The 12,268-nt window shown below is 41.8% G+C and carries 13 protein-coding genes and 3 pseudogenes; 9 read left to right on the forward strand and 7 right to left on the reverse strand.

All coding sequences use genetic code 11. From position 1 onward, the window contains the following. Window positions 1-80 precede the first annotated feature (80 nt). On the reverse strand, window positions 81-569 hold the full coding sequence (locus JCM19038_RS23285; RefSeq protein ID WP_238554263.1) for an enoyl-CoA hydratase/isomerase family protein: 489 nt from the start codon (window positions 567-569) through the stop codon (window positions 81-83). Between the two features lie 98 nt (window positions 570-667). Next, complete coding sequence (locus tag JCM19038_RS03245) at window positions 668-1,498, reverse strand: lipoate--protein ligase family protein (protein WP_052361012.1); 831 nt, start codon at window positions 1,496-1,498, stop codon at window positions 668-670. 116 nt (window positions 1,499-1,614) lie between these two features. Between JCM19038_RS03245 and JCM19038_RS03250 the strand changes: the two genes are divergently transcribed. From JCM19038_RS03250 to JCM19038_RS03270, 5 genes and pseudogenes are all read left to right on the forward strand, one after another. After that, complete coding sequence (locus tag JCM19038_RS03250; protein WP_042414541.1) at window positions 1,615-1,845, forward strand: hypothetical protein; 231 nt, start codon at window positions 1,615-1,617, stop codon at window positions 1,843-1,845. Continuing rightward, window positions 1,811-2,449: a pentapeptide repeat-containing protein gene (locus JCM19038_RS03255; protein ID WP_052361014.1), complete on the forward strand. Its 639-nt coding sequence runs from the start codon at window positions 1,811-1,813 to the stop codon at window positions 2,447-2,449. The genes JCM19038_RS03250 and JCM19038_RS03255 overlap by 35 nt, the downstream gene beginning before the upstream one ends. Window positions 2,450-2,559: 110 nt before the next feature. Further along, window positions 2,560-3,848 (forward strand): annotated as a pseudogene (locus JCM19038_RS03260) (HD domain-containing protein). Window positions 3,849-3,861: 13 nt separating this feature from the next. Beyond that, window positions 3,862-4,389, forward strand: coding sequence for a YwgA family protein (locus tag JCM19038_RS03265; RefSeq protein ID WP_042414543.1), 528 nt, complete (start codon window positions 3,862-3,864; stop codon window positions 4,387-4,389). 106 nt (window positions 4,390-4,495) lie between these two features. Continuing rightward, the gene (locus tag JCM19038_RS03270; RefSeq protein WP_042414545.1) at window positions 4,496-5,041 is read left to right on the forward strand and encodes a YwhD family protein; all 546 of its coding nucleotides are present in this window, start codon (window positions 4,496-4,498) and stop codon (window positions 5,039-5,041) included. 145 nt (window positions 5,042-5,186) lie between these two features. Here JCM19038_RS03270 and JCM19038_RS24825 read toward each other — a convergent pair. The 4 genes and pseudogenes from JCM19038_RS24825 to JCM19038_RS23290 form a co-directional block, all read right to left on the reverse strand. Beyond that, a pseudogene (locus tag JCM19038_RS24825) lies at window positions 5,187-5,558 on the reverse strand (penicillin acylase family protein); the annotation flags it as partial. Further along, window positions 5,525-7,594, reverse strand: a complete 2,070-nt coding sequence (locus JCM19038_RS03275) for a penicillin acylase family protein (protein WP_307189937.1) — start codon at window positions 7,592-7,594, stop codon at window positions 5,525-5,527. The pseudogene JCM19038_RS24825 and the gene JCM19038_RS03275, both read right to left, overlap by 34 nt. Window positions 7,595-7,723: 129 nt before the next feature. Then, window positions 7,724-9,106 (reverse strand): transglycosylase domain-containing protein, encoded by a 1,383-nt coding sequence (locus tag JCM19038_RS03280; protein WP_238554264.1) that lies wholly within the window; start codon window positions 9,104-9,106, stop codon window positions 7,724-7,726. Next, window positions 9,103-9,819 carry a transglycosylase domain-containing protein gene (locus JCM19038_RS23290; RefSeq protein WP_238554265.1) on the reverse strand — a complete coding sequence of 239 codons (717 nt, stop codon included), beginning with the start codon at window positions 9,817-9,819 and terminating at the stop codon, window positions 9,103-9,105. Before JCM19038_RS23290 ends, JCM19038_RS03280 begins: the two co-directional genes overlap by 4 nt. A gap of 198 nt (window positions 9,820-10,017) precedes the next feature. On the opposite strand from JCM19038_RS23290, the gene JCM19038_RS23295 reads away from it, so the two are divergent. From JCM19038_RS23295 to JCM19038_RS21570, 4 genes and pseudogenes are all read left to right on the forward strand, one after another. After that, complete coding sequence (locus tag JCM19038_RS23295; RefSeq protein ID WP_238554266.1) at window positions 10,018-10,158, forward strand: hypothetical protein; 141 nt, start codon at window positions 10,018-10,020, stop codon at window positions 10,156-10,158. Beyond that, window positions 10,113-10,373, forward strand: coding sequence for a rhodanese-like domain-containing protein (locus JCM19038_RS21565; RefSeq protein WP_238554281.1), 261 nt, complete (start codon window positions 10,113-10,115; stop codon window positions 10,371-10,373). The genes JCM19038_RS23295 and JCM19038_RS21565 overlap by 46 nt, the downstream gene beginning before the upstream one ends. A 97-nt stretch (window positions 10,374-10,470) precedes the next feature. Further along, window positions 10,471-11,127 carry a hypothetical protein gene (locus tag JCM19038_RS03290; RefSeq protein WP_042414547.1) on the forward strand — a complete coding sequence of 219 codons (657 nt, stop codon included), beginning with the start codon at window positions 10,471-10,473 and terminating at the stop codon, window positions 11,125-11,127. Window positions 11,128-11,306: 179 nt separating this feature from the next. Continuing rightward, window positions 11,307-11,686: pseudogene (locus JCM19038_RS21570) on the forward strand (peroxiredoxin family protein). Window positions 11,687-11,713: 27 nt separating this feature from the next. On the opposite strand, the gene JCM19038_RS03300 reads toward JCM19038_RS21570, so the two are convergent. Beyond that, window positions 11,714-12,250 (reverse strand): shikimate kinase, encoded by a 537-nt coding sequence (locus JCM19038_RS03300; protein WP_042414549.1) that lies wholly within the window; start codon window positions 12,248-12,250, stop codon window positions 11,714-11,716. Window positions 12,251-12,268 lie beyond the last annotated feature (18 nt).

Below are 12,268 nucleotides of genomic sequence, written 5' to 3' on the forward strand. Positions count from 1 at the left end.
TTCTTCAGGTGTACCGATTTGGTTGATTAAGTTGATGCGATACGCTTCTTCAGCAGAAATCATTTGCCCCATCCCGAGTTCTAGGCTTTTGCATAGCCGACAATCCTCGGTAAAAAGTAAGAGGCACCAGCGTCTGGAACAAGTCCGATGTTGAGGAAGCTAAGAGCCATTTTTGCGTCGTAAGCTGCAACACGGAAGTCGCAAGCGAGCGCAATGCTTAACCCAGCACCAACGGCAATCCCATTGATGTGAGCAACAATAGGTTTTTGAATTTGCGTAATTGTAAGAATTAATCGGTTGTAAGTATCTCGCAATGAATCTCCATAGTCGAATGCAGTTCGATCATTCAAAGAAGCACTTTTTAAATCTGCACCAGAACAAAAAGCATCTCCTGCTCCTTGAAGAACAATGACAGAGACGTCAGAGTCACGCTCCGCTTCTTTAAAAGACTCGAAAAGCTCGTGGTGCATTTCATCGTTTAAAGCATTTTTGACGTTTGGGCGATTTAACGTGATGGTTGCAATCTGATTGTTAACGTCATAAAGAACCGTTTCTTGTTTCAGTTCCATAGAGAACCCTCCATCTTTTATGAATTATACGTAGTGTATCACAAAATGAATGAATATTCATTTTAACAAAAAACCCATACGCAACACTTGCGCACGGGTCAGCTTTTATAGAGAATCTTATCGTTTCGCTCATAGACCATTTTCAGTCGTTTAGTCAAACGTTGCTGTTCATCACCGGAAATCTCTTTGGGTTGCAATGTCTTTCCTAGCATGTCAAATGTGTTAATTAAACGGTTTTCTCCGTCTTGAACAGTTAACGGCTGCCCATAAAGTTCCGATAGAGATGCCATTGTGGACGGATCAATCGTCATCGTTTTTTCGCTCGATGTTTGTTCAGCTAGTGAATAAAACTGTTGAATTGTAGTGGCACGTTCAGAACCACTGCCTGTAATGGCTAAGTAAATTTGCACAGCAGTTCCATTGCGTAATCTGCGCTGGCTAATTCCTGCAAATTTCTTCCCTTGCATGCTCAAATCATAATTTCCCGGGCAATAAGATCCGACAATTTCTTTTGCTTCTATAGGATAAGGTGCGTCAGAATACATCTGGTGAATAAGATTGAACATCAGCTCGTATGTCGGATCAATGCTGAGAGATTTTTGGTCTTTAAAGATAAGCGAAATGTTCAAAACACCTGAATCGAGCATAACTGCTAGCCCTCCAGAGTTACGAACAATAATCGTATATCCTGCTTTTTCTAGGTGTTCTTTCGCAAAGAAGACATCTTGGAGTCGCGTGTCTTGAGTACCAAGTACAATTGTTGGTTGATGAACCCATGTATGGACAATAGGGTCAGATTCTAATACACCAACTGCTTCACAAAAAGTATCATCATATGCAAATGAGGATAAGGCATTTTCATTTTGACCGCTTTGAATGCGGTTCATATAACGCCATGCCTCATGTTTAATTTCAGTTAGTCCAGTCATCGTTTTACTCCTATTCATCAGGCAATAAACTCTTGCAATTATAGCATATCTACGTGTTTATGATGATTGATTCAGAGGTATAGAACATAAAAGATATTCTTATGGAGGCGTTACTTATGAATCGAATGACAAAGCGAATTCTGGCAGTAGCACTCACAATTTTCATTGCCCAATTTATCATTGTCGCTGGCTATCAAGCGCTCGTCGCAGGTCAAGTGAACTGGACGTACATTATCATTTCCACGCTAATTATGTTACTACTAGTAGGAACAACCGCGATTGCAAACCGACGTTTGGAGATGATTCAAGAAAATGAAGAAAAGAACACTGCAATCCCCAAAGATTAAGGAACCGCTTGAAGAAACTATTCATCTGGAGCGAGAAGAGCGATATGAACGGATTGTCGTTAGGAAACAGACATTTGAACAACAGGACTTACGCGATTGCCGGTTTGAAGCGGCCGTTTTTGAACAATGCTTTTTCTTAGGAGCTTCGTTACAGCAAACAGAATGGGTCGACTGTGAATTTTACAAATGTGATTTATCAAATGTTGACTTGACGCAAGTGACGATGCACCGCGTCAAGTTTTTTGAGTGCAAATTAAGTGGTGCTGTCTGCTTTGATAGTTTCTATCAAGATGTGAGTTTTGAGGATACACAACTTCCTTATAGTAACTTTAGCCACAGTTCATTAAAGCATGTGCGCTTTCAGTCTTCTTTACTCAATCATGCAGACTTTGTTGAGGTAAACTTTGCGAATGTTACGTTTGATGATGTGAGCTTAAACGATGTACAATTTACAAACACGAGTCTAAAGGAGATCGATTTGAGCACATCAAGGTTTGACCAACTAACCGTCTCAGCAGAAGAGTTAATCGGCTGTACAATCTCTGAAGATCAAGCTACTGCTTTCGTACGAGCATTTGGCATGAAAGTAAAAGGAATTGACTAAGAACACATGTTCGATTATGATAGAGGTAATTTAAGTTGCTCTTGTCCTCTTTTTAATAAACCGATGAAACGGTATAATGAATGAAAACCTAAAGAAGGGCAGGATTTGAGATGCAAGGCAATGAAATCATGCAAGAAGAGAAAGTATTCAAAGATCCTGTCCATCGCTATATCCATGTGCGTGATCAATTAATTTGGGACTTAATTGGGACAAAAGAGTTTCAACGTCTAAGAAGAATTCGGCAATTAGGCACGACGTTTTTAACGTTTCATGGAGCAGAGCATACCCGATTTAACCATTCCCTTGGGGTCTATGAAATCATGCGTCGAATGGTCAATGTATTTGAAGGTCGCCAACATTGGAACGATGAGAACCGACTATTATGTTTAACAGCGGCACTTTTGCACGATATTGGTCATGGACCATTCTCACATTCTTTTGAGAAAGTGTTTGATACGGATCATGAGGAATGGACACGAGCAATTATTATGGGAGATACAGAAGTCCATGCTGTATTAAAGAGAATGGGCGATCATTTTCCAAAAGAAGTATCAGAGGTCATTGAGAAAACGCATCCGAACAAACTAGTCGTTAGCATGATCTCGAGTCAAATTGATGCGGATCGTATGGATTATTTACAACGAGATGCTTTTTACACGGGAGTAAGTTATGGCCACTTTGATATGGAACGTATTCTACGGGTAATGAGACCAACTGAAGATCAAGTCGTCATTAAACAAACAGGCATGCACGCGGTGGAAGATTATATTATGAGTCGATACCAAATGTACTGGCAAGTGTACTTTCACCCGGTTACTCGTTCTGCGGAAGTGATTCTGAATAAGATTTTACGAAGGGCGAAAGTGCTTTATCTTGAAGGATATCAGTTTACGCAACCGCCTCATCACTTTACCCCATTCTTTAATAATAATATGAACACCCAAGACTATTTGAAATTAGACGAGTCCATTATTTACTACTATTTTCAAGTATGGAAGATGAGCAAGATGTGATTCTTGCCGATTTATGTCGTCGTTTTTTACATAGAGACCTTTTCCAGTATGTTGAATTTGACCAGAATTTTATTTTAAACGAATGGTCCGACTTACAAGAACGTTTCCGTCGAATTGGACTTGACCCTGATTACTATCTTGTCATTGATTTTTCGTCTGACTTGCCTTATGATTTTTATCGGCCTGGCGAAGAAGAAGAGAGGCTACCGATTCATCTTTTAAATCGCAATGGCAGATTACGAGAACTTTCTAGAGAATCAGATGTTGTTGAAGCTATTTCAGGAAAGAAAAGAACGGATCATAAATTGTATTATCCAAAAGATGTGTTAGACGCTCCTGGTTTTTCTGAAGAAAAGCGGGCGATCATTAAGATTTTACACGGTTGAGGAGGATGCTTGCATGTTGACGGAACATGTCCATATTATGTCGCTTTTAGGAACTGCTGAGGAAATTGTTGGTCGCAAGAAATTCCAGAAAGTCGTATACATAGGAAAACAGCTTGGCATGCCGTTCCATGAAAAGTATGGATTTCATATGTATGGTCCGTATTCTGAGGAACTAACCATACGACTCGACGAGTTGAAGCAATTCGGATTCATACGTGAAACTCATGAGGAATGTTCAGGATATAGCCAATATCGCTATCAATTGGCGGAATCAGGCAGAGAATATTTAACGAAAACTGCGCGTTCTTGGACGTGCCATGATGAGAAAGTCGTCGTTGATGAGCTTAATGCCTGTACGTCCAAGTTTTTGGAGTTAACGGCAACGATCCTCTACTTGCAGCCCGCAAGTAAAGAAGAAGTGATAGAGCGGGTTTGGACACTTAAGAAGACACAAAACTACTCACTTGAAGACATTAATGAGGCATACGCTTTAATTGCTCGTTGGAAGCAATCAATTGCCGAATCAACGTTTACTCATTAACCGGATGATTTTCATCCGGTTTTTTCGTTTAGGACTCGAAACTGTTTAGATCCCTAAGGCTTGTGATACACTGTAAGAAGTGTATTGGTGGAAAAGGAGTGATCACATGGACTTATTTAATAAAAACACTGGGAAGAAGCAAGGCTCAGGTTTTAATATTCTAAGTGGAGATTCCACAGACGGTCATGGCGGTTTTGGTGTTGGGTCTCTGAGTCTAGACAATCTTACACCTGTTATTATCGATCCAGTAGAAGAGCGTGTCTTTATTGATATGGGTGCCATTCATGCCCGTTCAGAGATTGAGAAAAAAGTAAAATTGCTCGATCAGCTCGAAGAGCTAAATGACCCGAAGCTTTATTGGATGGTTTGGGTGACGACTGCTCATACAGATCAAGGATCACCAAAGTACTTTGGAGTTGGCGCATGCCGCTTTTACCGTGAGGAAGAGGCGCCAGAAGGCAGCCGATTTAAACGAGGATTTAAGAGCATGCCAGAACATGTGAATAACATGGATAAGGCATTAAAAGGCCGCGTTATCGTAAAAGGTATGGACGACAAAAGCTTATATATGCTAAGAGAGTATTTAAAAGGCTTTAGTGAAGATTATTGGAATCATTCAAGTTCAGAACTTCGTTCAGCACTCGGGGAATAAATGAACGATTTGTGAACAAGAATTGTCAATGGTTGTACTTTTATTCGATAATGTGTAGGCTGAATGTAAACCTTATTATAAGGCTAAGACACTAAAGTGCGCAGAGGAATGCAGAACCTCTGCGCGTTTTAGTGTCTTTTTTCTTTTAAGGAGAAGCCGGCAAAAGTTGCAGATGGTCACCAGATTGATAGACTTCAGGTTGTAATGACGTTGTATGAAAATCCCCGTGTACCCAATCGAGTAGTTGATCGCCATAATGTTCACTTCGAACGTGACCAGATTGTCCTGGACCGACAATATGATAACTCTCTGTTAGGTCAGCTAAATCCATGACTCCTCTCCAACCAGCCCCGTGGTTTGTAGCTCCTGTTTCATCATTATAGCCGGCTGCCATTACCGTAATCCGACTTCCGTCAACAGGTGTCGGTGTTGGATTAAATAGCAAATCGAGTGGTGACATCACGCCTAACGGGTGAGCGAATGTCACTTGATGATACTCTCCCCAAGACCATTCCTCCGGTTTATTTCCTTGTAATTCACTTGCTTGATCAACGGCTCGTTTGAACTTTCCGTTAAGAGAGCTTCTAGACTACCAGCGTGTTCAACCCAAGGACCAGGTTCACCTTCGAGCGCATCTCGAAGCAACTGATCAATAATGGATGTACGCCCTTCAAACATTGCCATCATTTCTTCTGGAATCGTATCTTCAAAAAGTACACTAGAAATAGCATGGAACCATAAATGAAAAATAAGCGGACCACCTTCATCGACAACGTCCTCATAGTTCCATTGTTGAATGACCGCAATGGCAGAATGATCGATCTCTCGTAGTCCATCTTGTAAAAGTAGAGGAACGATTTCAGGCAAGAACTCTTTTGCATGTAAGTTATACGCATCCATTTGCATGAGCATCATGTCTTCTTTTGTTAATGGCTCATCTTGGTCGAGCAATTGTAAAATTCGCTCATGACGATAAGGCTGTGCCCAGGTATGTGAAAGGTGATAAGGATAGTCGTCCGTCACAATTTTATTGTTTGCAGTAGAAATCATCCCTGAATCAGGATTATAGAGTGTTGGCAGTTCATCAAAAGGAATATAACGTTCCCAATCATGTTCTCCCGTCCAGCCTTCAACAGGGAGCAGGGCATCGCTGTGTTCCCGTATTGGAATCTTTCCATTAGCACGGTAACCGATGTTACCATCACGGTCTGCATAGACGAAGTTTTGAGCAGGTGCTGAAAAGGATTCTAAAGCATGTAAAAAAGATTCCCAATTGGATGCTTTATTAATCTCCAGTATCGCTTCAAGCTCTTTTGTAGGGTCATGGGCGGTCCAACGCAAGGCCATCGCCACATCTTCTTGCTGTAATGGATCACTATATTCTGAAAGGAGTGGTCCGTGTCGTGTGACAACGACTTCATGTTGAACGGGCTCATCATACCCATCAACGACAATTTCTTCCATGACTACATCGGCATCGTACCATTCATCTTCATACAGAAATTGATAAGGGTCGTCAGGATTTCGTTTTTCTAAATAAAGTTCTTGTACATCGGGCCCGACATTTGTGACCCCCCAAGCAATCTCGTCGTTGTGTCCTAGAATGATTCCAGGTACCCCTGCAAATATCACTCCATTTACATCGACACCAGGTCCACGTAAATGCGTTTCATACCAAATTGAAGGTGTGGCGAGGCCGAGGTGTGGATCATCTGCTAAAAGTGGTGCACCGCTTTGTGTGTGGTCGCCAGATATGACCCAATTATTGCTCCCGTTAAATGGTTCTGGTAAGTACGCGGCCACGTCCTCGAATGCGCTCAAGACATCTACATCAGTGTTTTTGGCGACGTCCATAATGATGGGTCCGTCTTCTTTGTATGTGGGCATTAAGTCGATGGCTTTTTCTTCAGAAACGTTGTTTACTAGCCAGTAACGAAACGCTTGTCCTTGCCACGTCCCTCCTAAATCATAAGCCATGTATTTTCCGATCGTTAATGAATCAAGCGGTTCCCACGGTTCAGGCAAATAACCGAGTAACCGAAATTCAACTGGAATGTCTCCGCTTTCATTCATTTGCGCTAAATACGCATTAACTCCATCGGCATACGCATGCAGTATTTCTTGTGCATCTTCACCGTATTCATCATAGGACGCATCCGCGGCTCTTCGTAAGCCAAATGTTCGAAAGTAGCGGTCAGTATCGAGTGCGCTCTCACCAATGACTTCACTGAGCATTCCTGATGCTTGCCTACGACTCAAATCCATTTGAAACATACGATCTTGTGCGGTTACAAACCCTTGGGCATAATAAAGATCGTATTCTGATTCGGCTTCGATATGAGGCACTCCGTAATCATCACGATAAATATTTACTTCATTACTAATTTCGTTGAACTCGTATTGGCCTTGTGTCGTTGGGACGCCAGCGCCGATTTGCGACCAACCCCAAGCGACAACCGCAATAAGCAACACAACAACGATGGCAAACCCTATACCGATATAACGCCACAAACGTTTCTTTCTCTTTTTTGAAATATCAACTGCAGAACTCACATGAATCCCCCCGTTACGATGACTTTATGTGTTAGACATTCGCCCCATTTCATGGGTAGTCCTGCTTTTAGTACCATAAAGAAAAGGACCCCAACGTTTTATTGGAATCCTTTTAAAGAGTGAAATGAATTATCCGTCAATTTCGTTACTCGAGAACCATCGCTTTAAACGATCGAACAGTTTTTCTTTTTCTTTGCTAATCTCTTCTTTTGCTTCTTCTGCATTTAGTTCATCATTTTCCAAGTACTCGGTACACGATTCAGTTGGTGCTGTGTTACGAACAAAAGCTGCAGTGTAGGCATTCCCGCAAGCTTCATCAGCGAGTAAACCGGTCGCAAGATCGATGTCGACATTCTCAACACCGGGAGGCATCTGAAATTCATGTTTCAGCTCACCTTCGAGACTTTTTTCTAACGTTTTAACCCAGATTTTCTTGGCGATTTGACCGTGTTTTCGGTGGTCGAGAGGTGTATTATCATCATAGCCGACCCATACACCAGTGACGAGGTTTGGAGTATAGCCGATCATCCAATTGTCGTTCGGTGTACTTCCACTCTTACCTGCCATCGGTCTTGTAATGAGATGTGAAATGGAATTTCCTGTTACGGATGTGTAATCATTTAATTCACTATTAAACATATGACGCATCATCTCAGTCATCATGTACGTCTGTCGCTCATCAAAGGCTTGTTCAACTTCTGGTTCTGTGTCAATTAAAACGTTGCCTTCAGCATCTTCGACACGCTCAATTAATCTCGGCTCAACACGAGCCCCACCATTGGCAAAGGGACTATAAGCTGCCGTTAGCTCTAATACCCCAACGTCTGAAGCGCCGAGTGCAAGTGATAAGTTCGGTGATAGCGTACTTTCAATACCTGCAGCTTGAGCGGTTTCAATTAGACTTTCAGGCTCTTGTAAAACGTGCGTTTTTACAGCGTAAATATTGTCTGAATAGGCGAGTGCTTGGGTCATCGTAATAAAGTCATTGGCGTAAATTTCACCGTAATTGCCAGGCTCATAATAATCGCCTTCTTCGTTAAGTGGAAATGATGTCGGTTCACTACGTAAAAGTGTTGCAGGTGTGAAGCCATTTTTTAAGGCTGCATAATATAAAAACGGTTTGAACGTAGATCCTGGCGAACGTCTCGCATCGTATGCACGGTTAAAAGGACTTTCATCATAATGCACGCCTCCGACCATGGCCTTTACATCACCTGTCGTTGGATCAACACTAACAACCGCCGTTTGTAGAGGTTCATCTGCAGGCATTTCTTGCTCTACGTACGTTTCAGCCGCTTTTTGCAAGTCCGCATCGAGCGTTGTGAACACTTTCAGCCCACCAGCTTCAACAATTGCAGGGTCGAGGTCGTAACGCTCTAACAATTCACGTTCAACTACGTCTTGGAAATACGGTGCGACACGTTCTTGGCTTTGCTGAGTTTCGGAGAATTCAATATCAGTCGCGAGTGCCTCTTCGTACTGTTCAGCGGTGATTTTACCTTGGTCTTTCATCTCAGAAGGATGAGTTCTTGACGATCTTTTGCTCGTTCTGGATGGTTATATGGTGAATAATAAGACGGTCCTCGTGGCAAGCCAGCGAGTAAGGCAGCCTGTTCGAGGGAAAGTTCTTTTGCTGATACTCCAAAATACAGATGTGCCGCTCGTTCTATTCCGTAAGCGCCATGTCCAAAATTAATCGTATTTACATAACCTTCTAAGATATCATCTTTCGGGACGTGCCACTCTAGTCGCAGTGCATAGAGTGCTTCCCTTGCTTTACGATCCCACGTCTTCTCATGATTTAAAAACAAATTGCGGGCATATTGTTGGGTAATCGTACTCGCCCCTTGGCTACGAGACATCGTTTGTACGTTTTTTAATACCGCAGCCCCAATACGCATGTAATCAAAGCCGTGATGATCATAGAATTTGCGATCTTCAATAGCAACAAAGGCATCCAAAACAAAAGGCGATACATCATCAATGTTCGTCCAGTTTCGTTGATGTCCTTGCTGAGTTTCATTTACAACATTGCCATCATCATCATAAATATACGTTGATTGTGCTACTTGCATCGGTGGAGGACCTAGTAAATAGGAATATGAAAAAATACAAAGAAGTGCAAGAACCGATAGAATGGCGATAACCATTGTAGAACGGAAGGTAAATCGGAACCAAAACCTACGTCGTTTTTTTCTTTGGCTACGTCTCGTTGCGACTTCCACGTCGAGCACCTCATTTGGTAAATTATAGTTATAAACAGTGTCGGTAGAAATGACAGAATTTAAACCTCGCTGTTAGGAAAAATTTACAATGGGATGTCGCTCGTTTACATACCCTTGTGGGTATTTGTATAATGGTATAGAAAACGCAAGAAATGAAAAATGGTTTACGAGATTTTAAAGTGGTCGATGGAGGTAACTATGTCTATTGTCGTAATACTAATCTTTGCAATTGTGATCATGTATGTTATTAAGCAAATGAGTCCAGGAAACATCCGCCAAATTACAACAGAAGAATTAAAAGCAAAGCTTCAAACAAAGATCTACGACTCGTTGATGTAAGAACAGAAGGCGAGTTTTCAAATCATAGCATTCGAGGAGCAATCAATATCCCACTTCACACGTTGAGTAACCGTATGGACAAACTAGAACACGATAAAGAGATTGCTGTGATCTGTCAGAGTGGCATGCGTAGCTTAAAAGCTTCAAAACAATTAAAGAAAAATCAGTTTACGAATGTCGTGAATGTTCGTGGTGGGATGAATAGCTGGAAGTAGAAACGTTTAACCGATAGATTGTAAGATGAAGTTAAGGCCGGCAAGGCGTGAAAAGCATGAAACACGCGGCAACAAGTAGATGTTTGTGGAGGTTAAAATGTTTCAACTAGGACCATTTGTCATCCAATATGAAATGCTCCTCGTGCTTATTTCTGTAGCACTAGGCGTTAGTTTCTTACGCTATTTCTCTCCAATGCAACACCGTGACGACAAAGCAATTCGGGAGGTCATATACAATGGTTTGTTAACATTGTTTGTGACGATGCAATTTGGAACGCTTGTTATGAGGCCAGAATTGCTCGTGACAGATCCGTTATCTGCAATTGCTTATCCTAGTGGTAGGCAAGAGTTATGGTTAGCAACCATCATTGTTATGGTTTATTTTCTCTATGCATCATGGCGTCATCAACATGCGTTACAGCGCATATTCATAGGGTTATTACTCGTCTTAATTCCTGCAGAAATGGTCTATGTTACGGTGCAATCCACGGGCGTTGAAACGCTCGTTTATTTAAGTGGATTTGCCCTGATTTTATGGATGATTTTTCAACATATACAGAAACGATGGACCGGATGGATTGGACTCGGTTTATGGGGATTCCTCCAGCTTTTTGCCATTGTAGGTTTTCAAAATCCTTTCTTGTTTCACGTTGTCATCCATTGGAGTTTTCCTGTAGCAATGATTGGGTTTGTGATCGTGATGATAATGGTTGACGTTGTGAAGTCGTCGCGAAAAGAAATGAAAGGGGGCTGATCATGAAACGTTGGGTATTAATTACGGTTTTAGTCGGGATGGTTGCTTGGGTTATGTACGATACGTTTCGTGCACAAGAAGATTCGTATGTGATTATAGACCAAGGAGAAGAAGCGGGTGAAGACCTTGAGACTGGCTTAAGTCCAGGAGATCAAGCCCCTAACTTTGAGCTAGAGACGATGAGTGGTGAAACCATTCGATTATCGGATTACCGTGGGGAGAGAGTGATCTTGAATTTCTGGGCAACATGGTGCCACCGTGCCGTGCAGAAATGCCTGATATGCAGGAGATTCATGAAGATGCAGAAGCGGATGTAGAAGTTATTGCAGTGAATACGACAAGTAGTGAGACGAGCATAGAGAACGTAGAAGAGTTCGTCGATGAGTTGCAATTAACGTTTCCGATCCCACTTGATACAAGTGCAGAGGTCGCAAATGAATACCTTGTGCAAGTGATGCCAACGACTTATTTCATTGATCGAGAAGGACGAGTCGATCGTGTCGCTTACGGAGCGCTTAATCATGATCTGTTCCTACAACGAGTTGAAGAGATGGAGTAAGGCCATCAGCCTTTACCCCATCACTTTTTAACTATATAAATCCCAAGACGTCTTCAACGACTCAATGAGATAATCACTCACTTCATCAATGTCTAAGTGGTCCGTCGTAAACTTTGAGTTATGGTCGGCATAGATGCCTTGTCGTTTGTAGAAAAGCTCTTCAATTTCTTCAATTGATTTCCCTTGTAGCACTGGACGGCTTGGCAATAATAATGTCAATCGCTCTTTCCAGGCATCAAACGAAAGATCAAGGAAAAAGACGATGCAATTTTGTAAACAGACTTCACGTATTTCTTCGTTCATAAACGCACCGCCACCGACAGAGATAATCTTTAATGGTCGCTCACAGTATCTTTTAATAAGCTCTTTTTCTTTTGAACGAAAGGCTTCTTCACCGTGAACTTTAAAAATATCAGTAACGGGCATGCCATATTCTTTTTCAATTTCTTCGTCAATGTCGACAAAGTCACGATAAAGTTTCTTAGCGACTTGTTCCCCGATTGTGGTTTTACCAGAACCCATGAACCCAATGAACACAATGCTTTTTTCTCGATAAGAACTCATAAGTAATTACTGCCCCTC

The sequence above is a fragment of the Geomicrobium sp. JCM 19038 genome (assembly GCF_000698125.1).
In the GTDB taxonomy this organism is placed as follows: Bacteria; Bacillota; Bacilli; order Bacillales; family Marinococcaceae; genus Geomicrobium_A.